A 21,450-nucleotide genomic window follows, 5' to 3' on the forward strand; every position below is an offset into this window, starting at 1 on the left:
GACGCCCATGCCAATCAAGCAACTGCTCAAACGCTCCGCTGGCTGGCTGTACCTCAACTCTCCGTTGGGCCGCCGGCAACTGCAGGGCGCCGGCGTGATCCTGATGCTGCACCGGGTGCTGGCCGACGACCAGGCCGCCGCCCTGCCCCATCGCAACGAGCTGTGTGTCGGCCCCCTGGCGTTCGGGCATTTGCTGTTCTGGCTCAAGCGCCACTTCGACTGCGTACCGCTGATGGAGCTGCTGAACAACCCCGGCAACGCCGACCGCCCCCGCGTGGCCCTGACCTTCGATGACGGCTGGCGGGACAACGCGCTGAATGCCTTCGCGCTGCTGCAACGCCATCGCGTGCCGGCGAGCATCTTCCTGTCCACCGACTTCATCGGCAGCCGCCAGCGCTTCTGGTGGGAAAGCCTGGGCGAAACCCTGTGGGGCAGTCATGGCGACGCGCCACGCCAGCAATTGGTCGAGGTCCTGCGCCAGATGGACCTGGCACCGCCCCAGGAATGCCTGGCCGACCCCGACGAGCAACGCCGCAGCCAGGCCCTGGCGCACTACCTGCAAACCCTCAAGCGCCTGTCGCCGCAGATCCTCGGCCAACTCACCGACGCCTGCCCCGAGGAGCCGTTGCCCCAGGCCATGGACTGGCATCAAGTGCGCGCCATGGAGAACTCCGGGTTGATCAACTTCGGCCCCCACGGCGCCAGCCATACCATCCTCACGCGCCTCGACGATCAGCGCCTGGACCAGGAACTGCGACGCAGCCGCGAGGCCCTGGACAATGGCTGCCAACAGCCACTGCCGGTGTACTGCTACCCCAATGGCGACCACGACCAGCGGGTCCGCGAGCATTTGACCGAGCACCGTTACCCGTTTGCCCTGGGCACCGGCGCCGGCCTCTACCGGGGCCACGGCGACCCGCTGGCCCTGCCGCGCTTCGGGGTCAGCCAGCGCACCGCCAGCCGCCCCGAACTGCTCGCCTGGCGCATCGCCCGGGGGGCCCGGGCATGAGCGAGAGCCGCACCCAGTACCTGCGGCACCTGGCCCTGAGCATGGGCACCAAGTTGGCGATGATCGCCGTGCGCCTGCTGCGCAACGTACTGCTGGCGCGCATCCTCGGGCCCAGCGAACGGGGCCTGTTCGCCCTGCTCAGCACCCTGCCCGACCTGATCAGCGCCGCCACCAGCGGTGGCTTGAATTCAGCGGTGGGGTTCCAGGCGGCCAAGCAACACAACATGGGACTGCTGCTCAGCCAGGTGCTGGTGTTCGGCTGTCTGCTGGCGGCGCTGCTGACCCTGCTGGTGGTGGCGCTGGTGCGCGAGTTCGGCCATGAACTGGACATCACCATTCAACTCGGCCTACTGGCCTGGTTGCTGCTGCTGGCCGTGCCGCTGGCCGTGCTCAAGAGCGGCCTGCTGACGTTGCACAACGCCTCCGGCGGCGTGGTCGCGTTCAACGTCCTGCGCCTGCTCGAATCCCTGGCGCCCTTGCTGCTGTTCCTGGCGCTGTTCTGGATGTGGAAACGCTACGCCCTGGAAGCGGCGCTGATCAGTTGGCTGGCGGGCATCAGCCTGGTGGTGCTGGTGGGCTGGGTCTGGCTCGGGCGCGACAACCCGTTGCGCTTGCAGTGGGACCGTGCCGGGCAGAACGAACTGCTGCGCTACAGCGCCAGGAGCCACCCGGACCTGCTCTTCCAGCAGGTGATCCTGCGTTCCGACTTCCTGTTCATCGGCGCGTTGCTCAATAGCGCGGCCCTGGGTCACTACGCCATGGCCACCGCCGCCGCCGAGTTGCTGTTCATCATTCCGGAAGCGGTGACCACGCCCCTGATGAAGCGCCTGCTGCAGCAGGAGGAGACCATGGAGCGCCTGACGCCGCTGGCCCTGCGCCTGACGGCCACGGTGATGATCATCGCGTGCCTGTGCATGGCGCTGATCGGCGAGTGGCTGATCGTCACCCTGTTCGGCATCGTCTACCAACCGGCCTACCCGGCGCTGCTGGCCTTGCTGCCCGGCGTGCTGGGGCTGTGCTACTTCAGCATCCTGCGCCTGGACTTACTGGGCAAGAACCGGCCCGGCGCCCTGTCGCTGATGATGGGCGTGGGCGCGCTGTTCAACCTGGCGCTGAACCTGCTGCTGATCCCCCCTTACGGCATCGTCGGCGCCGCCATGGCATCGTCGATCGCCTACCTCGCCGTGACCCTCGCCATGCTGATCCTCTATTGCCGCCTCAGCGGCGTGTCGTTCTGGCAGACCCTGGTGATCTTGCCGAGCGACTTCGCACCGATGCGCCAGATGCTCATGGGCAAGTCGGCATGAACCGTCTTGCGCTGCTGATCGGCCTGGGCTTGAGCCTCAACGCCGAGGCAGCGCCAATGGCCTGGGACAGCATTCGCGACGCCAGCCTGTACCTACGAACCGATCGCCCGGCCACGGTCACCGTCAGTTGGGTCCCGGCCTGGCAGGCCGATGCCAATGAAGAACAGCTGTACCTGATCGACGGCCAGGGTCGGCTCACTGGCGAACGGCAGATCAAGGCCAACGAAAGCCGTGGCAGCCAGCGCTGGCCCCTGGCACCGAGCGCCGCCAGCTATCGCCTGGAGATCCCCGGCTACAGCTTTCGACGCTACCGGGTCGAAACCGATGAGCACACCGCCGTGCTGTTCGCCCCCGTCAAACTGCACTTCAGCGCCCACACCCGCGACGGCGATGAGCTGTACTTCAACGTCGGCGCCGGTGAACAGGCGATCCTGGCCGGCAAGTACCACGACGGTGTCAACGCCCTGCACGCCGAGCGCGTGAGCGACGACAAACAACTGGACCTGGTCCTCAAGCCCTACCGCGACTATTGGCAGTACGATCAGGTGGCGCTGCCGGTCGACACCGGCGAACAGGTCTGGCGCCTGACCCTGCGCGGCAGCGGCAAGGCGGCCTTCTGGCTCGACGGCACGGCCAACCTGTTTGCCCAGGCGCCGCAGTCGCTCACGCCCCTGCGCCAGGACGACGGCCAGGTCCACCTCACCGTGCGGGGCGACGTCATCGGCCGCACCCCGGACCTGGGCGCCGCCCTGCCCTACGCCTTGCCGCCACCCGAGACCGCAGCGCTGTTCGAGGCCCTCAAGCCCCGGGCGGCCACCTACTACAGCTTTGTCGACCTGAGCGCCAAGCGCCCGCAGTACGAAGACCCGTTCCGCCGCTTCTATCAAGAGCACCTGGGGATTACCCACGACATCACCCTCCTGGCCGGCACCGGGCGGGTGGCCGACCTGCGCGCCGATACGGTGAGCAACGCCGGGCTCGACGCCTGGCTCGCCGGCACCCGCGCCCTGGGCGGCAAGGGGTTGCACTACATCGCTTTCGCTGACGAACCGAACCTCAACTACGCGAGCTACGCCGACTATCAGGCGATCTTCACCCACATGGCGCTCCAGGTGCGCAGCGACCCGGCCAACTACCGGGCCGGGGTGCGGATCGCCATGCCCGCCAGCTCTCGCCTGGTCAACGGCCCCCTGGCCGACAACGCCCGCGAGCGTCGGGGCATCGACTGGGCGCGACGCTTGCTCAAGGAGTCGGGCGAACAGATTGACGCCCTGGCCTGGCACGAGTGGATGGTCCGCGACTTGCTGGCCACCCGGGTCTACCGCGACACCGTGCGCCGCGCCGCCGACCTCGTGGGCCTGGACACCCAAGGCCGGCCCCGCAAGGCGCTGCTGCTGGACCAGACCAACATCTCCAGCGGCCCGACCCTCAGCCCTTATGAGCAGGAGACCCACTTCGCCTCGCTGTGGTGGGCGTCAGTGGCGATCAACTCGGCCCAGGACGGTCTGCTGGACATGCTCAACTGGTTCCAGATCGACGACGAAGGCAACCACCGCAAAGGTATGTTGCGCGACACCGGCAACGAGCACTACGTCCTCAAACCGGTGGGCTACGCCCAGCAATTCATCGCCCGGCATTGGCTCAAGGACGTGGTGCGCCTGGACAACGACGCCTTCGAGGTCGACGTGCTGGCCATGGCCGATGGCCCACGGCGCAGCCTGCTGGGGGTCAACAAGACGCCACGGCGCCAGCAAGTCAGCGTGCTCGGTATCGCCGGCGCCTGCCCGACGCCGCGCGACGCCCTGATGGTCTTCGGCGCCGACAACCAGAGCCGGCCCGCCCCCTTCCAGTGCCTGGGCGGCCGGGTCAGCTTCGAGCTGCCGGGGGAAACCCTGTTCGCCTTGCGCTGGAGTGCGTCATGAGCACCCCGGCGCTGCGCTGGGCGTGGTGCACCTCACTGGACAGCGAGGACGTTGCACCGCTTGACTATGAAGCGCTGTGCCAACGCATTCCCGAGGCCACGCCCTTCAACAACCTGGCCTGGCTGCGCGCCGCCGAGCACGCCCTGCCCAGCGACACGACGCTGCACGTCTTGCTCGGCTGGCAGGGCGAGCACCTGTGCCTGTGCCTGCCCCTGATCTGCCGCCGCGAACGCTTTGCCGGGTTGCCGTTCACCGTGGTGCGCCACTTGGGTTATCCGCTGGCCGACCGCATCGCCCTGCTCGCCAGCCTCGACGATCAACACGCACGCCAGGCCCTGGGCGTGATCCGCCGCCGACTGCCGCACGCCCTGCTGCAACTCAATGAACTCGCGACGCCCCGGGATCGACAGCCGGCGCTGACGGCGTGGCTGCCCCTGAGTTCCACCTTCGAACACCGCATCAGTTGCCGGGTGCCGGTGCACCGCATCAGCGAGGACGACCGCCAGGAAGTCTCCGGCGACCCACGCTACAAGCTGCGCCGGGCGCGCAAACGCATCGCCGCCTGCGGCGCACAGGTCCGCCGCCTGACCCCGGACGCCTCGAACATGGGACCGATCCTGGAGGCCATCGCCGAGGTCGAAGCCGTCAGTTGGAAGGGTGACGAGGGGGTGGGAATTTTCAGCGAGGCGCGGCATCGGCACTGGATGAGCGAGGCCTTCACCGCCCTTGCGGCCCAAGGGCAGGTGCGGGTGGTGTTGCTGGAGCTTGCGGGGCGCTGCATCAGCTATCGCCTGGGCCTGTTGGCACAGGGTCGGCTCTACGACTACAACCTGGCGTTCCTGCCCCAGTACGCGGACTTGGGCAGCGGCCGCGTGCTGCTTGACGAGTGGATTCGTTGGGGGCTGGACGACGGCTGGCTGTGGATCGACGCTTCGCGCGTGAGCCTGGACAACTCCAGCCATCAATTGCACGAGCGTATGACCGGCCAACGGGAGCACTGGCGCTGGAGCTTCTATTCATGGCGCCCCAGCGGTATTTGCCTGGGCCTGGGCCTGCGGCTCTGGCAGCACCTCAAACCTCGACTCAACGCATGGCGGGCCAGACACCGCCCAGCCAATGCCCCTGCCATGGAGCACGAGCATGCCTCGCCACCTCATCGTCAACGCTGACGACTTCGGGCTCAGCACGAACGAGAACGCGGTGATCCTGGCGGCGTTCCAGGCCGGGGTGATCAGTTCCGCCACCGCCATGGCCAACATGCCGGCCTTCGCCGCCGCGTGCGCGCTGGCCCAACAGCCATTGCTCAAAGGCCGCGTGGGCCTGCACTTCAACTTGACCTATGGCCGGCCGCTGAGCCGGGCCATCCTCCGGCAGCCGAGGTTCTGCAACGACGCTGGCGAGTTCGACCTGAACCTGCCCCGCCACCGCCTGTGGCTCAACCGCCAGCAGCGCGCGGCGGTACTGGAGGAACTCCAGGCCCAATGGCAGCAGTGCCTGGACCACGGCGTGCGCCCCAGCCACCTGGATTCCCATCAGCACGTGCACAACATCTGGCCCATCGGCGAACTCGTCGCGCGCTTCGCCGCCCAGCAAGGGGTGCCGGTGCGCCTGGCACGCAACCTGGGGCACAACCTCAGCCTGCCCAAGCGCGTGTTCAAGCATTGCCTTAACCAACGTTTGCGCAGCCTGGCCGGGGCGACGGCCGACTATGTGTGCACCCCCGCGGACGTGCGCAACGCCGCACCACCGACCGACGGCGTACTGGAAATCGTCACCCATCCCACCGCACTCGGCAGCGACTTTGGCGACGCGTACCTGAATCCGGACGAATCCTTGAGCGCGCTGCTGGACAACCGCCTGGCTGGCGTACCACGCGAGGCCTACAGCGTCGTGCTATCTGACCCACGCAACGCGGCGAATGCCCTGGAGTGAGCCGGTAGGCTCACGGCTTAAGCGGCCGCTCCTGGTCACGCTCGGACAACTCCTTGCCGTCGTCGGGGTGCTTCCAGGTTTGCGAAGGCGGGTTTTCCTCCTCGCTCGCCTCTTCCTCATGCGCCTGATCGTCAACGTCGTCCGGTTCGTGGGGCTTTGGGGTCGCCATGGCCGGTACTCCTGAGGTGTGTTTGATCATTAAGGATAGAACACCGCCTTGGTTTCGTCGGGAACACCGCCCGCTGCGCAATCCGAATCGGGCGGCGGTGATTGCCCTGGCCCGAACGATTGTCGATGGCGGTAAAAGTTCGCCACCGTTACACGCTGTCACGATTGAGAAGCATTATCGGATTGATTGATAATGGTTCGCAGATGAGAATCCCGCCTTCTTACTCAAGGAGGCGTTTTCCCCATGTCCGATCAATCAAGCCCACAGCGTCCGCACACCTGGCGTCTGTGGTCGACCTCTCTCGGCCTGATGGCTTTCTCCTGCGGCGAAGTCGCCCTGGCGGAAAACCGCAACGATGGCCAGAAGGTCAAGGACGGCGCACAAGCCTTGACGCTCGATGCCACCGATGTGGTCGGCGAGCATCACGACGGCTACAAGGCCGACGTCTCCAGTTCGCCAAAATTCACCGCCCCGCTGCTCGACACCCCGAAATCCGTCACCATCATCACCGACACCCTGATGCAAGAGCGTGCGGTCACGTCCCTGGCCGATGCGCTGCGCACCACGCCGGGCATCACCTTTGGCGCCGGCGAAGGTGGCACGCCGCTGGGCGATCGGCCGTTCATCCGTGGCTACGAAGCCAGTACCGACATCATGATCGACGGCATCCGCGACGTCGGGCGCATTTCCCATGAGTCCTTCAACGTCGAGCAGATCGAGATCGTCAAGGGCCCGGGTTCGGCCTATTCGGGGCGCGGCTCGACCGGGGGCAGCATCAACCTGGTGAGCAAGACCGCCAAGGCCGAAGACTTCACCGCCGGCAGCCTCAAGCTGGGCACCGACCAGTTGCGGCGCACCACCGTCGACATCAACCAGTACTCGCCCGAACACAACATGGCATTTCGCTTGAACGCCATGAAGCACGAAGCCGACACCCCGGGCCGCGACGACGTCGAAGTCAGCCGCTGGGGCCTGGCGCCGACCTTCTCCTTCGGCCTGAACACCGATACGCGCGGCACCATCAGCTACTACCACCTGCAAAGTGACGACATCCCCGACCAGGGTCATCCGGTGTCGTTGATCACCAACAAGCCGGTGGATGTGGACCGCGACAACTTCTACGGCTTCGCCGACCGGGACTTTCGCAAGACCTCCGCCGACCTCGCCACCGTACAACTGGAGCACGACTTCAGCGAACACCTGACCCTGCGCAACACCACCCGGGGCGGGCGCACCCTGCAGGACTATGTGGTGAGCCGTCCCTCGGTCACCCGTGAGCAGGAACTGGCCGGCGTCGTCGATCGCGGCCCCGCCCGTGGACGCAATGCGGTCACTCACTCGCTGGTCAACCAGACCGACGTGTTCGGCAAGTTCGACACCGGGTTCATCCGCCACAGCTATGTGGCCGGCCTGGAGTTCTCCAAGGAAAACATCGACAACAAGGCGCGCTATGCGCCGGTGGGCAAGGACCCGGGCAACCTCTACCACCCCAACCCCAACGATCCGTTCAAACCGGTCAAGGCCGGCGACTACAGCCACAGCGAGGTTGATCACAACAACCGTGCCGCCTATGTCATGGACACCCTCAGCCTGCACCGGCAATGGGACCTGAACCTGGGGCTGCGCTATGACAGCTACAAAGTCGAAGACGACGCCCAGCGCAACAACACCCACCTGTGGAACTACCAGGTGGGTGTGGTCTTCAAGCCCCTGCCCAACGGCAGCATCTACCTGTCCTACGGCACCTCGTCCAACCCGTCAGGCGAAACCGCGGGCCAGTCCGGCGGTGCCGATGGCCCGGCGGGCGGCGGCATGAACAATCTGGACCCGGAGAAAGCGCGCAGCATTGAGCTGGGCACCAAGTGGAACGTGTTTGACGAGCGCCTGGCGCTGACCGCTGCGATCTTCAAGACCGAGAAAACCGACGCCCGCTCCTATGACCCGCTCACTGGCCTCACCGCCCTGACCGGCGATAACGAAGTGACCGGCTTTGAAGTCGGGGCCAATGGCTTTATCACCGACCGTTGGGAGATGTCGGCGGGCTACACCTACCTTGACGCGAAGAACACCAATTACAGCAGCAAGTCGGAGAACTTCGACGGCAACCAGTTGAAGTTCATCGCCCCCAACAGCGCCGCCGTGTGGACCACCTATGCGCTGACCGACCGCTGGAAGGTCGGCGGCGGGGCCAACTACATGGATGAACGCTACCTGGACGATGCCAACATCCGCACCATCGACGCGTACTGGCGCTATGACGCGATGGTGGCATTCCGGGTCAACAACAACCTGGACCTGCAGTTCAACGTGCTCAACCTGACCGACGAAACCATCTACGACGCCTCCCACGTAGGCATCTTCGCCACCGTGGCACCCGGTCGTTCGGCAGAGATGACGGCCAGCGTGCGGTTCTGATCCGCAGCGCCCATAAAAAAACCTGCGAGCGCACACGCGCTCGCAGGTTTTTATGCATCTGAGGGCAGCCTGAACCTCAAACGCCAGATACAAAAAACCCCGGTCTTTCGACCAGGGTCTTTGCTATCGACTCGAAGTTAACCAATGGTCTTCTTCGTAGCTTCAAGGCGTTCAGTGGGCCTTGAGGCAGATATGGCGCAGCGGACGGGACTCGAACCCGCGACCCCCGGCGTGACAGGCCGGTATTCTAACCGACTGAACTACCGCTGCGTATCGCTTTGAGCTGACGCTCAATTAACTCGTCTGACTGAAACCTTGAAACTTCGGCTTCCAATCTCGAACCAGGCAAGCCTGACTCGGAAAATATGGCGCAGCGGACGGGACTCGAACCCGCGACCCCCGGCGTGACAGGCCGGTATTCTAACCGACTGAACTACCGCTGCGCGTCGGTGGAGGCTTTTCAGCTTCCATCTTGCTTTCGCAAGACTCTCAAGGAAGTGGTGGGTGATGACGGGATCGAACCGCCGACATTCTGCTTGTAAGGCAGACGCTCTCCCAGCTGAGCTAATCACCCGTTTGCTTCTCCGAGGCCGCGAAATTTACGCAGATACCGAAGCTAAGTCAATAGCACGGTTGAAGTTTTTCTGAAAAAGACAAAATCATGTCAGCTTCCAGGAAAGTCCCCCCACGCCAGACCGCCTACCTCGCGGCCCCGCCCCGCCGTTACGCGCTATAAATCATTTTCTTGGTCATGCCACCGTCGACCACAAACTCCTGGCCCGTGACAAAGCCGGCATTGCGCGACAACAGCCACGCCACCATCGCCGCCACGTCCTCGACCGTACCGACCCGGCCCGCCGGGTGCTGGGCATGATCGGTATCGCTCAATGGCTCGGCACGCCGCGCCGAAGGGTCGCGGGCATCGATCCAGCCGGGGCTGACCGCATTGACCCGGATCTCCGGCCCAAGGCTGATCGCCAGCGCATGGGTCAAGGCCAGCAAGCCGCCCTTGCTCGCCGCGTAGGCTTCGGTGTCCGGCTCTGATTGGCCCGCACGGGTCGATGCCAGGTTGACGATGGCGCCATTGTGGGCACGCAGGTACGGCGCACAGTGCTTGGCCAACAGCATCGGGCCACTGAGGTTGACCGCCAGCACCCGGTTCCAGTACGCCAGGTCGAGGCTTTCCAGGGTGATATTGCGCGGGTCAGCCACCGCCGCGTTGCACACCAGCGCATCGAGGCGACCGAACTGCCCAAGCACCTCGGCCACGCCCTGGGTCACCTGCTGCTCATCGGCCACGTCCATGCTGATAAACCAGGCATGCTCGCCCAGGGCCTTGGCCACCCTGGAACCACGCTCGCGATCCAGGTCGGTCAACACCACCTGCCAGCCTTCCGTGATCAGCCAGGCAGCGATCCCCAGGCCAATGCCACGGGCAGCCCCAGTGACCAGGGCAACCCGGCCATTGGACTCGCCAACGGGCGCAGACAACTCGATCACAACGCCGCCAGACCGCGCGCCAGGTCCGCTTGCAGGTCGGCCAAGTCTTCCAGGCCGACCGCGACACGGATCAAGCTGTCACGAATCCCGGCCGCCTCACGCTCTTGCGGCGCCAGGCGGCCGTGGGAGGTGGTGCTCGGATGGGTAATGGTGGTCTTGCTGTCACCCAGGTTGGCGGTGATCGAAATCAGCCGGGTCGCGTCGATGAAGCGCCAGGCGCCCTCTTTGCCCCCCTTGACCTCGAAACTCACCACCGCGCCGAAACCTTTCTGCTGGCGCTGGGCCAGTTCGTGCTGCGGATGACTCTTGAGGCCGGCGTAGTGCACTTTCTCGATACCGTCCTGCTGCTCCAGCCACTCGGCCAGTTGCTGGGCATTGGCGCAGTGCGCTTTCATCCGCAGGCTCAGGGTTTCGAGGCCCTTGAGGAAGATCCAGGCATTGAACGGGCTCAAGGTGGGTCCGGCGGTGCGCAGGAAGCCGACGATTTCCTTCATCTGCTCGCTGCGCCCGGCCACCACGCCCCCCATGCAACGGCCCTGGCCGTCGATGAACTTGGTCGCCGAATGCACCACCACGTCGGCACCCAGCTTCAGCGGCTGCTGCAAGGCCGGCGTGCAGAAGCAGTTGTCGACCACCAGCATCGCGCCCTTGGCGTGTGCCACTTCGGCCAACGCGGCGATGTCCACCAGTTCGGCCAGCGGGTTGGAGGGCGACTCGACGAACAGCAACTTGGTGTTGGCCTTGATCGCCGCGTCCCAGCCGGACAGGTCCGCCAGGGGCACGTAGTCGACTTCGATGCCAAAGCGCTTGAAGTACTTCTCGAACAGGCTGATGGTCGAGCCAAACACGCTGCGCGAGACCAGCACATGGTCGCCGGCGCTGCACAGGCTCATCACCACCGCCAGGATAGCTGCCATGCCGGTAGCCGTGGCCACGGCCTGCTCGGCACCTTCGAGCGCAGCAATGCGCTCTTCGAAGGCGCGAACGGTCGGGTTGGTATAGCGCGAGTAGACATTGCCCGGCACTTCGCCGGCAAAGCGCGCCGCGGCATCGGCCGCGGTACGGAACACATAGCTTGAGGTGAAGAACATTGGCTCACCGTGCTCCCCCTCGGGGGTACGGTGCTGACCGGCGCGGACGGCCAGGGTATCGAACGCTACACCATCGAGGTCGCTGTCCAGCCGACCGGCATCCCAATCCTGACTCATGCTGTCACTCCTTGCCCTGCTCTTGATAGAAAAGCCCGATAGATACAAAACCGGCCCCTCAGGGCCGGTAGAAACTCAGTTGTTGTACAGACCGATGATCTCGCTGACCACCTGCGTCTTGACCTTGGAGGCATCATTGCGCGCCTGCTCGATCTTGTTCAGGTAAGCCTCGTCGACATCACCGGTGACGTACTTGCCATCGAACACCGCGCAGTCGAAGTGCTCGATCTTGATCTTGCCGCCGCCAACCGCTTCGATCAAGTCAGGCAGGTCCTGATAGATCAACCAGTCGGCGCCGATCAAATCGGCCACGTCCTGGGTCGAACGATTGTGGGCGATCAGCTCATGCGCGCTCGGCATGTCGATGCCATACACGTTCGGGTAACGCACCGCCGGTGCCGCGGAGCAGAAGTAGACATTCTTGGCGCCGGCTTCGCGGGCCATCTGGATGATCTGCTTGCAGGTGGTGCCGCGTACGATGGAGTCGTCGACCAGCATCACGTTCTTGCCGCGGAACTCCAGTTCGATGGCGTTGAGCTTCTGGCGCACGGATTTTTTCCGCGCCGCCTGGCCCGGCATGATGAAGGTCCGGCCGATGTAGCGGTTCTTCACGAAGCCTTCGCGGAACTTCACCCCCAGGTGATTCGCCAGCTCCAGTGCCGCGGTGCGGCTGGTGTCCGGGATCGGGATGACCACGTCGATGTCGTGCTCGGGACGCTCGCGCAGGATCTTCTCGGCGAGCTTCTCGCCCATGCGCAGGCGAGCCTTGTAGACCGAGACGCCATCGATGATCGAATCCGGGCGCGCCAGGTAGACGTGTTCGAAGATGCACGGGGTCAGGGACGGGTTGGTCGCGCACTGACGGGTGTGCAGCTTGCCCTCTTCAGTGATGTAGACCGCTTCGCCCGGTGCCAGGTCGCGGATCAGGGTGAAGCCCAGGACATCGAGGGAAACGCTTTCGGAGGCGATCATGTACTCGACGCCTTCGTCGGTGTGACGCTGGCCGAACACGATCGGACGAATGCCATGCGGGTCGCGGAAACCGACGATACCGTAGCCGGTGATCATCGCCACCACCGCGTAGCCACCGACGCAACGGTTGTGCACGTCAGTGACGGCCGCGAACACGTCTTCTTCGGTTGGCTGCAACTTGCCGCGCTGGGCCAGTTCGTGCGCGAACACGTTGAGCAGCACTTCCGAATCGGAGTTGGTGTTGACGTGGCGCAGGTCGGATTCGTAAATCTCCTTGGCCAGTTGTTCAACGTTGGTCAAGTTACCGTTGTGCGCCAGGGTGATGCCATACGGCGAGTTGACGTAGAACGGTTGAGCTTCAGCCGACGTTGAGCTGCCGGCAGTCGGATAACGCACATGGCCAATGCCCATGTGGCCGACCAGGCGTTGCATGTGACGTTGTTGAAACACGTCACGAACCAAGCCATTGTCCTTGCGCAGGAATAACCGGCCGTCATGGCTGGTCACGATACCGGCAGCGTCCTGGCCGCGGTGTTGGAGGACGGTTAGCGCGTCATACAGCGCCTGATTGACGTTCGACTTACCGACGATACCGACGATGCCACACATGCGACGCAACCCCTACTTAATAAAACTGAACTGAACACGACTCACTGCGGCGTTTTGGCCGTCGGCAAGAGGTGTTCCTTGAACGGTATCTCAGCGGGTACGCTGATACCGCTGGCCAGCCACTGACTGCTCCACCCCAATATGAGGTTCTTGGACCAGTCTGCAACCAATAGAAATTGTGGCACGAGCCTCGACTCTTGCCACCATGAGTCCTGCTGTACCGGCCCCAGGCTCAACAGCCCGACGGCAGTGACCACCAGCAACGCGCCACGCGCGGCGCCAAAGGCCATGCCCAGGAATCGATCGGTCCCGGACAGGCCGGTGACGCGAATCAGTTCGCCGATAAGATAATTGATCATTGCGCCGACCAGGAGGGTGGCGACAAACAAGATTGCACAGCCCGCGATCACGCGTGCCGACGGGGTTTCGATGTATCCGGCGAGGTACTGGGACAGTGAGCCACCAAACATCCAGGCAACGACTCCTGCGATGATCCAGGTCACCAGCGATAATGCTTCCTTGACGAAGCCGCGGCTCAAACTGATCAAAGCGGAGATGGCGATAATTGCAACGATCGCCCAGTCAACCCAGGTAAATGGCACAGTGCAGCCTACAGACGGATAAGGCGGCGCATTTTAGCAGAGCCCATGGCTATCGGTAAGCTGCGATTTACAGTGGATTTCATGTTTGCCGGGAGTTTCAGCCACGCTCAGGCTGGAAGCGCACCACAAAACCCTTCAGGTTCTGCTGGCGGCCCAACAGATCACGCAGGCGATCCGCCTCGGCGCGCTCGATCAGCGGTCCGACGAACACCCGGTTTTTACCATCGGCCGAGCGAATGTAAGCGTTGTAGCCCTGGCTGCGCAGGGTTTTCTGCAAGCTTTCAGCGCTCTCGCGGCTCGACAGGCTGGCCAGTTGCACCGACCAACTGATCGACAGGCCATTGGCATCGACGCGACTGGGCGTGGTGTCCGGCTTGCTCGGCGCCGCGGGGGCTGGCGCAGGCACTGGCTTGGGCGCTGGCGGCGCTACCGGCTTGACCACCGGGGCCGGCGCGACAGGTGCAGTCGGCGGCACTGGGGTCGCGGGCGCCTGCTCCATGGCGATCTCATCATCGGTGGGCACCGGCTCCTGCGGCAGGGCTTGCGGCTCTGGAACCACCACGGGCTCGACCTGCACTTGAGGCAGGGCCGGGACCGGAGGCGCAGACGGGGCCTGGACAACCACTTGACGCTGCTCGTCCTCCCGGGAGAACAGCATGGGCAGGAAGATCACCGCCAGGGCCACCAACACCAGCGCCCCCACCATCCGTTGTTTGTACGCGTTATCCAGCAAAGCCATTTGCAGCGTCCTCCGTGGAGCGCCGAGCCAACCATTGAAGGGCCTCGGCAACACAAAAAAATGATCCGAACAACAGAATCTCGTCGTCTTCGCTGGCCTGTGCGCTCTGCCCTTCCAGGGCATCGGCCACGCTGGCATAGGCCGTCACCGAAGCACCGACCCGCTGCAACGCTGCCTGCAGATCCGCCGCCGGGCGCGTGCGCGTAGAATCGAGGGGCGCCACCGCCCAGTGCTCGACACTACCACTCAATTCACCGACAACTCCATCAAGATCCTTGTCCGCCAGCAACCCGAAGACCGCCAGGCGCCGACCGAGCACCGGACGCATCGCCAAGCGCCGCGCCAGATACTCGGCGGCATGGGGATTGTGCCCGACATCGAGCATCAGGTTCAGCCGCTTGCCGTGCCAGGTGAACGAGCGGCGATCCAGGCGCCCCACGACTTTCGTGGCCTGCAGCGCCGCAACCAGCTGTTCGGCCTGCCACGGCAAGCCCAGCAACGCATAGGCCTGCAATGCCAGTGCAGCGTTTTCCATCGGCAGGTCGAGCAGCGGCAAGTCGCGCAGCTCGATAACCTGCCCCTGCGAGTCGACGCCGCGCCACTGCCAGTGATGCTCGGTGATGCCCAGGTCGAAATCGCGCCCACGCAGGAAAAATGGGCAATTGAGCTCGCGCACCTTGTCCAGAAGGGGTTGGGGAGGATTGAGATCACCGCACAGCGCAGGCTTGCCCTGGCGGAAAATGCCGGCCTTTTCATAGGCCACCAATTCGCGGGTATCACCCAGGTAGTCGACGTGATCCACGCCGATACTGGTGACCAGCGCCACATCGGCGCCCACCAGGTTCACCGTATCCAGGCGCCCGCCCAGGCCGACTTCCAGCACCACGGCATCCAGGTTGGCCCGCTCGAACAGCCAGAACGCCGCCAGGGTGCCCATCTCGAAGTAGGTCAGGGACGTTTCGCCACGCCCGGCCTCAAGCGCGGCGAAGGCTTCGCACAACTGCTCGTCGGTGGCTTGCACGCCATTGAGTTGCACCCGCTCGTTGTAATCGAGCAAGTGCGGGGAACTGTAGACCCCAACGCTCAGGCCCTGCGCACGCAGCAGCGAAGCTACGAAGGCACAGGTAGAGCCTTTGCCGTTGGTACCGGTGACCGTGATCACCCGAGGCGCCGGCTTGCCCAATCCCATCCGGGACGCTACCTCTTGCGAGCGCGCAAGCCCCATGTCGATGGCTGACGGATGCAACTGCTCAAGGTAGGCGAGCCAGTCGCCAAGGGTACGTTCGGTCATAGGTTGGCAGGTGCCGGCGGAACGATGATGGCTTCGACAGGCGCGGCAACGAACTCGGGGGTAGGCAGGCCCATCAGTTGGGCCAGCAGGTTACCGATACGTGGACGCAGTTCCTGGCGGGCGATGATCATGTCGATCGCACCGTGCTCCAGCAGGAACTCGCTGCGCTGGAAGCCTTCCGGCAGTTTTTCGCGCACGGTCTGCTCGATCACACGCGGACCGGCAAAGCCGATCAGCGCCTTTGGCTCGCCGATGATCACGTCGCCGAGCATCGCCAGACTGGCGGAAACGCCGCCGTAGACCGGATCCGTCAGCACCGAGATAAAGGGGATGCCTTCTTCGCGCAGACGCGCCAGTACCGCGGAGGTCTTGGCCATTTGCATCAGCGAGATCAGGGCTTCCTGCATCCGCGCACCACCGGAGGCCGCGAAGCAGATCATCGGGCAGCGATTTTCCAGCGCGTAGTTGGCGGCACGCACGAAGCGCTCACCGACGATGGCCCCCATCGACCCGCCCATGAAAGAGAATTCGAAGGCCGACACCACGACCGGCATGCCCAGCAAGGTGCCGCTCATGGAAATCAGCGCGTCTTTCTCGCCGGTCTGCTTCTGGGCAGCCACCAGGCGATCCTTGTACTTCTTGCTGTCGCGGAACTTCAGGCGGTCGACCGGCTCCAGCTCGGCGCCCAATTCCTCGCGACCTTCGGCATCCAGGAAGATATCGATGCGTGCACGTGCGCCGATGCGCATGTGATGGTTGCACTTGGGGCAAACGTCCAGGGTCTTTTCCAGCTCCGGACGATACAACACCGCCTCGCAGGACGGACACTTGTGCCACAGACCTTCAGGGACCGAGCTTTTCTTCACCTCGGAACGCATGATCGAAGGGATCAGTTTGTCTACCAACCAGTTGCTCATGCTTTCTTTCTCCAGTACCGACGCCCGAACGCTCTGGTTCGCAGCCCCGCGTATGCCCTTGAGCTAAATTCATGTGTGCGGCGATGATCACGTCGCTGAGACGGTCGGCCTGTTCGCCAGGACCTGCCTGCAACGCTCGTATCCTCAGCCATCCAGACAACCTGCGCGATGCGGCTGCCACTTCGGTTTCGGCCCGCCCGTAAGCGGTGCCTGCCTGCTTTATACAGTGCATGTGTGGACGGCGGCAGTCTGCCAGCCGTCACATCGGCTACCGGCTGCTACGCACAGCCTGCATGAACCGGTGAATCTTGGCGTGATCCTTGATGCCCTTGCCTTGCTCCACCCCGCCACTGACGTCGACCGCATAAGGTTGCACCTGGGTGACGGCCTGCGCCACGTTGTCCGGGGTCAACCCGCCCGCGAGGATAATCGGCTTGCTCAAGCCCACCGGTATCAGTGACCAGTCAAACGCCTCGCCAGTTCCACCGGGAACCCCTTCGACGTAGGTGTCGAGCAGAATGCCACTGGCAGTCGGATAGGCCCGGCAAGCAGCGTCGATATCGTCACCGGCCTTGACCCGCAACGCTTTGATGTACGGTCGGTGCCAGCCTTCGCAGTCCGCCGCGACTTCATCGCCATGAAACTGCAACAGATCCAACGGCACTGCATCGAGTATTTCGCCCAGCTCGCAACGGCTGGCATTGACGAACAAGCCCACGGTGGTCACGAACGGTGGCAGCGCGGCGATAATCGCCCGTGCCTGCTGCACCGTGACCGCCCGTGGGCTCTTGGCGTAGAACACAAACCCGATGGCGTCCGCCCCGGCCTCGACCGCCGCCAGCGCATCTTCAATGCGGGTAATCCCACAGATTTTGCTGCGAACGGCTGGCATATCGTTGGAACCTCAGGGCAAATCCGGGAAAGTCCCGGATGGTAGCAAAAGCATTCGAGGGCGTCAGCCGTCAAGTTCCGTGAAACCGGTCAAGAAGTGCGGCCCAATGTAACGCTCGGGCAACGGGAACTCCTCGCGGTACTCGACCTGTACCAGGTACAGCCCGTATGGGTGCGCCGTGACCCCGCCGGTCCGACGAATGCGGCTCTCCAGCACTTCCTTGGCCCATTCCACCGGACGTTCGCCGGTACCGATGGTCATCAATACCCCGGCAATGTTACGCACCATGTGGTGCAGGAACGCACTGGCACGGATGTCCAGCACGATCATCTTGCCGTGGCGGGTGACGCGCAGGTGGTGGATTTCCTTGATCGGCGACTTGGCCTGGCACTGCCCTGCACGGAAGGCGCTGAAGTCATGCACACCAAGCAGGTGCCGGGCCGCCTCGGCCATGCGCTCGGCATCCAGCGGACGGTGGTTCCAGGTGATTTCCTGGTTGAGGTGCGCCGGGCGAATCTGATCGTTGTAGATCACATAGCGATAGCGCCGGGCAATTGCCTTGTAGCGCGCGTGAAAGTGCGCCGGCATGACCCTGGCCCAACTGACGCTGACATCGTGGGGCAAGTTGATGTTGGCCCCCATGACCCACGCCTTGAGTGAGCGCTCGGCCTGGGTGTCGAAATGCACCACCTGGCCACAGGCATGCACGCCGGCATCCGTGCGCCCGGCACAATGCAGGGACACGGGCGAGTCGGCGACCTTGGACAAGGCCTCTTCCAGGGTTTGCTGCACAGTGAGCACCCCGGACGCTTGGCGCTGCCAGCCGCGATAACGCGAGCCTTTGTATTCAACGCCCAGTGCGATCCGGTAAAAGCCGTCGGCGGCCATTTCGGCAGCCGGGTTGTCTATGTTTGCCAAGGGGTAACAGCCTGCTGATGTACGCAAAGGCGGGCATTATAAGGCCGTGCGCGAGAGACGCCATGTTCGCGGTGTTTTTTGTTCACCCTCAAACAGCTGTGGGAGCAACTGTCTTAGCCATGCCGCTCGTCACCGCCATCGCGAGCAGGAATCTGGGTTGAGCCCGTAGGAGCGAGGCTTGCCCGCGAACCGGCCAGTCCATCCAACATCAATGTCGTCAGGTTTACCGCCTTCGCGGGCAAGCCTCGCTCCTACAAGGAATCCGAGTCTGACACGGGATGGGTGTTCACCGTGGACCAGGGTGGGAGCGGGCTTGCTCGCGAAAGGGATGCCAGCCTCAACATCAAGGTTGAATGACAAACTGATTTCGCGAGCAAGCCCGCTCCCACAGGGATTACCGCTGTTGGTTACACCAAACGAGCGAGCATCTCCTTGGCTTCGCTCTTCTGGTTGTCATTGCCCTCGCTAATCACTTCGCCGAGGATGTCCCGCGCACCGTCGCTGTCGCCCATGTCGATGTAGGCCTGCGCCAGATCCAGCTTGGTGGCGACCTCATCGGTGCCCGACAGGAAGTCGAACTCAGGTTCGTCATCCGCTGCCGCGATCGCCGCGTCTTGCGCGGTGAAGGTCGGTTCGGCGATGGCTGGGTGCTCCAGGTCTTCGGCGAAACGATCAAGCTCGGCACTGACATCGTCCAGGTCAGCGGCAAAGGCTGGCGACTGGGCAGTCGGCGCATCCATTTCGTCGGCCAGGGACAGGTCGAAATCGGCGGGCAATTCCAGGTCGTCCAGCGCCATCTCCGGTTCCACTGCGGCTTCAGGTGCGGGCAGGTCCTTGAGGTCGCTGTCCAGGTCGAGCAGGAACTCGTCATCGGCCAGGGTCGCGTCCGGTACGTCGCCCCCCAGGTCAAGGTCGAAGTCTGCCAGGTCGTCCTTGGCCTCGGTCTGCTGCTGCAATACCGACTCGAAGCTCAGGTCATCGTCCAACGGGAACGCGTCCAGCTCAACATCCGGCCCGGCCGCCACGACGGCAGGTGACGCCGCTTCCAGGTCATCCAGGCTCAGGTCGAAGGCGCTGTCGAAATCATCGTCGACTGGCACGGCTTGCGCGGCGGGCTGCACGTCGGCGGCCGGTGCCTGTGGCTCGTCCAGCAACAGGTCCTTGACGTATTGCGCATCCAGCTCGGCTACGGCGGCTGCCGCGGCGATCCCACCGACGGCCGCCACGACCACCATGGCCGGGAAGCGGCTCTTGAGCTGCTCGACTTCGGCGTAGTTCTTGCCGTTGGCCACCAACTGGCGCTCTTGGGCCACGAACGCATCACGATCGCCCTGCTGCCCGTAGACTTCCATCAATTTCAAGCGCAGGTCGCTGCGTTGCGGCTCTCGCTTGATACCGTCTTCGAGCAGGCTGGCCGCCTGATTCAGGCGCCCGCCGTTGATATGCGACTGCGCCTGTTCCAGCACGTCGTCCGAACGCTCGGCCGCTGGTGCGACCAACGGTGCGGCGATGGGGGCGGTCATGATCGCCACCGGCGCTACAACTGGGGCCGGAGCGGGAGCTGGAGCGGCGGCCAGCTTCACGGCCGGCGCTGGCACTTCGAGGCCTTCGAAGCTGCTTGGCGGCAGCTCAAGGTCTTCGACGTAATCGTCGCTGTCCTCGGACAAGGCCTTGGCCATGCGCACGTGCTTCTCGGCTTCCTGCTGGGCCTTGCGGCGACGGGCCAACAGCAACAGCAGCAAGGCCAGTACCACCGCGCCACCACCGATCAAGCCCAGCAGCACCGGATTGGTCAGCAGTTCGTTGTATTTCTGCTGCTCACTGGTCGCCGGCGTCGGTGTAACCGGGGTCTCGCCAGCCGGTGTCGCGCCTGGCGTCGCAGGCGGGGCGACCAATTCGGCCGGCAGGCTTGCCACGGTTTGAGCGCCAGGTGCAACCGCACCACCTGCCGCGCCTTCGACCTGCATCTTGGCCAGTTGATCGTTCTTCAGTTCGATCAAGCGTTGCAGCTTGTCCAACTGGCTTTGCAGGTCGGTCATGCGGCTCTTCAGCTCGGCGTTTTCACGGCGCGTGCTGTCGAGGCTTTCCTGGGTCACCGCCAACTGGTTGCTGAGGGCCTTGCCATCACCCGCCGCGCCTTTGCCGTTCTTGCCGGACTGGGCCGACACCAGGCTCAGGCTGTCTTTTGCCGGACCTTGGGCACCGGCGACATCACCCGCACGCTTGGTTGCATCGAGCTGCCGAGTCTGGGTGCGCGCCACCGAGCGCCGGCCCTGGCGCCAGGCGTCATTCTGCGCCGCCACTTCGGCAATCGCCTTGCCCTGCGGCAGGCGGGTGATCTGGCTGGCGTCCGGCAGGCGCAACACCTGGCCGGTTTTCAAGCGGTTGATGTTGCCATCGATAAAGGCATCGGGGTTCAGTGCCTGGATCGCCAGCATGGTTTGCTGGATCGAGCCACCGTTACGCGCCTTGGCGGCGATTTCCCACAAGGTGTCACGCTTGCTGGTGACGTGTTGTTGGCTGGCGCCCGTCACCGGGGCATTGACGGCAGGCGCCTGTGCCGCTGCATCGGCGGTTTGCGGCGAGAACTTGGACGGATCGAGCAGCACGCTGTAGTCACGCAGCAGGCGGCCATTGGGCCACATCACCTGCACCAGGAACTTGACCATGGGCTCGGACAACGGCTGGCTGGAGGTCACCCGCAAAATGCTCTTGCCACTGGCATTGAGCACCGGCGTGAACGTCAGGTCATTGAGGAACGCCTGGCGATCGACCCCGGCCTTGGCGAAGTCGTCTGGCGAGGCCAGGCTCGGCACCACCTCGGCGGCGGTCAGGTCCTTGACATCGAGCAACTCGATTTCGGCCACGAACGGCTGGTTCAGGGCCGACTTGAGGGTCAGTTCCCCGAGCCCGAGGGCATGTGCCATACCGGAGGACAGCGCCGAGGCGGCCGCAATTGCTAGCACCAGTTTGCGAACTTGAACCATAGCCTCATCCTTTGTGTGAACATTCCTCGGCCAGCGAGAAGGTATTTATAGCCGCTGCCGT

At 64.1% G+C, this 21,450-nt stretch carries 17 protein-coding genes and 3 tRNA genes; 6 read left to right on the forward strand and 14 right to left on the reverse strand.

Annotated features, from left to right (window positions below; all coding sequences use genetic code 11):
• The first annotated feature begins 7 nt into the window (after positions 1-7).
• From BMW74_RS05315 to BMW74_RS05335, 5 genes are read left to right on the forward strand one after another with little or no spacing between them, the layout of a single operon-like run.
• Positions 8-1,009 (forward strand): polysaccharide deacetylase family protein, encoded by a 1,002-nt coding sequence (locus BMW74_RS05315; protein ID WP_093414616.1) that lies wholly within the window; start codon positions 8-10, stop codon positions 1,007-1,009.
• Entirely contained in the window at positions 1,006-2,316 is a 1,311-nt protein-coding gene (locus tag BMW74_RS05320) for a lipopolysaccharide biosynthesis protein (protein ID WP_093414619.1), read from the forward strand. The genes BMW74_RS05315 and BMW74_RS05320 overlap by 4 nt, the downstream gene beginning before the upstream one ends.
• On the forward strand, positions 2,313-4,238 hold the full coding sequence (locus tag BMW74_RS05325; protein ID WP_093414621.1) for a hypothetical protein: 1,926 nt from the start codon (positions 2,313-2,315) through the stop codon (positions 4,236-4,238). The genes BMW74_RS05320 and BMW74_RS05325 overlap by 4 nt, the downstream gene beginning before the upstream one ends.
• Positions 4,235-5,407: a GNAT family N-acetyltransferase gene (locus tag BMW74_RS05330; RefSeq protein WP_093414624.1), complete on the forward strand. Its 1,173-nt coding sequence runs from the start codon at positions 4,235-4,237 to the stop codon at positions 5,405-5,407. Before BMW74_RS05325 ends, BMW74_RS05330 begins: the two co-directional genes overlap by 4 nt.
• A complete protein-coding gene (locus BMW74_RS05335) occupies positions 5,379-6,170 on the forward strand; it encodes a ChbG/HpnK family deacetylase (protein ID WP_093414627.1) in 792 nt (263 codons plus the stop codon). Before BMW74_RS05330 ends, BMW74_RS05335 begins: the two co-directional genes overlap by 29 nt.
• 10 nt (positions 6,171-6,180) lie before the next feature.
• On the opposite strand, the gene BMW74_RS25180 is transcribed toward BMW74_RS05335, so the two are convergent.
• On the reverse strand, positions 6,181-6,339 hold the full coding sequence (locus BMW74_RS25180; RefSeq protein WP_175479155.1) for a hypothetical protein: 159 nt from the start codon (positions 6,337-6,339) through the stop codon (positions 6,181-6,183).
• A gap of 243 nt (positions 6,340-6,582) precedes the next feature.
• Here BMW74_RS25180 and BMW74_RS05340 point away from each other — a divergent pair, with 243 nt between their 5' ends.
• The gene (locus BMW74_RS05340; protein WP_093414630.1) at positions 6,583-8,754 is read left to right on the forward strand and encodes a TonB-dependent receptor; all 2,172 of its coding nucleotides are present in this window, start codon (positions 6,583-6,585) and stop codon (positions 8,752-8,754) included.
• A gap of 193 nt (positions 8,755-8,947) precedes the next feature.
• Here BMW74_RS05340 and BMW74_RS05345 read toward each other — a convergent pair.
• The 13 genes from BMW74_RS05345 to BMW74_RS05405 all read right to left on the reverse strand — a co-directional run bounded on the left by BMW74_RS05345 (position 8,948) and on the right by BMW74_RS05405 (position 21,389).
• Positions 8,948-9,024, reverse strand: a tRNA-Asp gene (locus BMW74_RS05345).
• A 96-nt stretch (positions 9,025-9,120) separates the two neighbouring features.
• Positions 9,121-9,197, reverse strand: a tRNA-Asp gene (locus tag BMW74_RS05350).
• A 55-nt stretch (positions 9,198-9,252) separates the two neighbouring features.
• A tRNA-Val gene (locus BMW74_RS05355) sits at positions 9,253-9,328 on the reverse strand.
• Positions 9,329-9,477: 149 nt separating this feature from the next.
• Entirely contained in the window at positions 9,478-10,254 is a 777-nt protein-coding gene (locus BMW74_RS05360) for an SDR family oxidoreductase (RefSeq protein WP_093414633.1), read from the reverse strand.
• Positions 10,251-11,462: an O-succinylhomoserine sulfhydrylase gene (locus BMW74_RS05365; protein WP_093414636.1), complete on the reverse strand. Its 1,212-nt coding sequence runs from the start codon at positions 11,460-11,462 to the stop codon at positions 10,251-10,253. The genes BMW74_RS05360 and BMW74_RS05365 overlap by 4 nt, the downstream gene beginning before the upstream one ends.
• Before the next feature lie 75 nt (positions 11,463-11,537).
• The gene (gene purF, locus BMW74_RS05370) at positions 11,538-13,043 is read right to left on the reverse strand and encodes an amidophosphoribosyltransferase (RefSeq protein WP_093414639.1); all 1,506 of its coding nucleotides are present in this window, start codon (positions 13,041-13,043) and stop codon (positions 11,538-11,540) included.
• Positions 13,044-13,084: 41 nt separating this feature from the next.
• Complete coding sequence (locus tag BMW74_RS05375) at positions 13,085-13,645, reverse strand: CvpA family protein (RefSeq protein WP_093414642.1); 561 nt, start codon at positions 13,643-13,645, stop codon at positions 13,085-13,087.
• Between the two features lie 97 nt (positions 13,646-13,742).
• A complete protein-coding gene (locus BMW74_RS05380) occupies positions 13,743-14,384 on the reverse strand; it encodes an SPOR domain-containing protein (protein WP_093414645.1) in 642 nt (213 codons plus the stop codon).
• Entirely contained in the window at positions 14,368-15,675 is a 1,308-nt protein-coding gene (folC, locus tag BMW74_RS05385) for a bifunctional tetrahydrofolate synthase/dihydrofolate synthase (RefSeq protein ID WP_093414648.1), read from the reverse strand. Before folC ends, BMW74_RS05380 begins: the two co-directional genes overlap by 17 nt.
• Complete coding sequence (accD, locus tag BMW74_RS05390) at positions 15,672-16,592, reverse strand: acetyl-CoA carboxylase, carboxyltransferase subunit beta (RefSeq protein ID WP_093414651.1); 921 nt, start codon at positions 16,590-16,592, stop codon at positions 15,672-15,674. Before accD ends, folC begins: the two co-directional genes overlap by 4 nt.
• Positions 16,593-16,860: 268 nt before the next feature.
• Positions 16,861-17,484, reverse strand: a complete 624-nt coding sequence (locus tag BMW74_RS05395) for a phosphoribosylanthranilate isomerase (protein WP_093414655.1) — start codon at positions 17,482-17,484, stop codon at positions 16,861-16,863.
• Between the two features lie 63 nt (positions 17,485-17,547).
• Positions 17,548-18,372: a tRNA pseudouridine(38-40) synthase TruA gene (gene truA / locus BMW74_RS05400; protein ID WP_175479159.1), complete on the reverse strand. Its 825-nt coding sequence runs from the start codon at positions 18,370-18,372 to the stop codon at positions 17,548-17,550.
• 437 nt (positions 18,373-18,809) lie between these two features.
• Positions 18,810-21,389, reverse strand: coding sequence for a motility hub landmark protein FimV (locus BMW74_RS05405; protein WP_093414664.1), 2,580 nt, complete (start codon positions 21,387-21,389; stop codon positions 18,810-18,812).
• Positions 21,390-21,450 lie beyond the last annotated feature (61 nt).

Source organism: Pseudomonas sp. ok272 (assembly GCF_900109995.1).
Taxonomy (GTDB): Bacteria; Pseudomonadota; Gammaproteobacteria; order Pseudomonadales; family Pseudomonadaceae; genus Aquipseudomonas.

Excerpts from the sequence above, each read along its gene's own strand:
- BMW74_RS05315 (WP_093414616.1), top strand. The coding sequence starts at position 8 with ATGCCAATCAAGCAACTGCTCAAACGCTCCGCTGGCTGGCTGTACCTC.
- BMW74_RS05320 (WP_093414619.1), top strand. The coding sequence starts at position 1,006 with ATGAGCGAGAGCCGCACCCAGTACCTGCGGCACCTGGCCCTGAGCATG.
- BMW74_RS05325 (WP_093414621.1), top strand. The coding sequence starts at position 2,313 with ATGAACCGTCTTGCGCTGCTGATCGGCCTGGGCTTGAGCCTCAACGCC.
- BMW74_RS05330 (WP_093414624.1), top strand. The coding sequence starts at position 4,235 with ATGAGCACCCCGGCGCTGCGCTGGGCGTGGTGCACCTCACTGGACAGC.
- BMW74_RS05335 (WP_093414627.1), top strand. The coding sequence starts at position 5,379 with ATGCCTCGCCACCTCATCGTCAACGCTGACGACTTCGGGCTCAGCACG.
- BMW74_RS25180 (WP_175479155.1), bottom strand. The coding sequence starts at position 6,339 with ATGGCGACCCCAAAGCCCCACGAACCGGACGACGTTGACGATCAGGCG.
- BMW74_RS05340 (WP_093414630.1), top strand. The coding sequence starts at position 6,583 with ATGTCCGATCAATCAAGCCCACAGCGTCCGCACACCTGGCGTCTGTGG.
- BMW74_RS05365 (WP_093414636.1), bottom strand. The coding sequence starts at position 11,462 with ATGAGTCAGGATTGGGATGCCGGTCGGCTGGACAGCGACCTCGATGGT.
- purF (WP_093414639.1), bottom strand. The coding sequence starts at position 13,043 with ATGTGTGGCATCGTCGGTATCGTCGGTAAGTCGAACGTCAATCAGGCG.
- BMW74_RS05380 (WP_093414645.1), bottom strand. The coding sequence starts at position 14,384 with ATGGCTTTGCTGGATAACGCGTACAAACAACGGATGGTGGGGGCGCTG.
- folC (WP_093414648.1), bottom strand. The coding sequence starts at position 15,675 with ATGACCGAACGTACCCTTGGCGACTGGCTCGCCTACCTTGAGCAGTTG.
- accD (WP_093414651.1), bottom strand. The coding sequence starts at position 16,592 with ATGAGCAACTGGTTGGTAGACAAACTGATCCCTTCGATCATGCGTTCC.
- BMW74_RS05395 (WP_093414655.1), bottom strand. The coding sequence starts at position 17,484 with ATGCCAGCCGTTCGCAGCAAAATCTGTGGGATTACCCGCATTGAAGAT.
- truA (WP_175479159.1), bottom strand. The coding sequence starts at position 18,372 with ATGGCCGCCGACGGCTTTTACCGGATCGCACTGGGCGTTGAATACAAA.
- BMW74_RS05405 (WP_093414664.1), bottom strand. The coding sequence starts at position 21,389 with ATGGTTCAAGTTCGCAAACTGGTGCTAGCAATTGCGGCCGCCTCGGCG.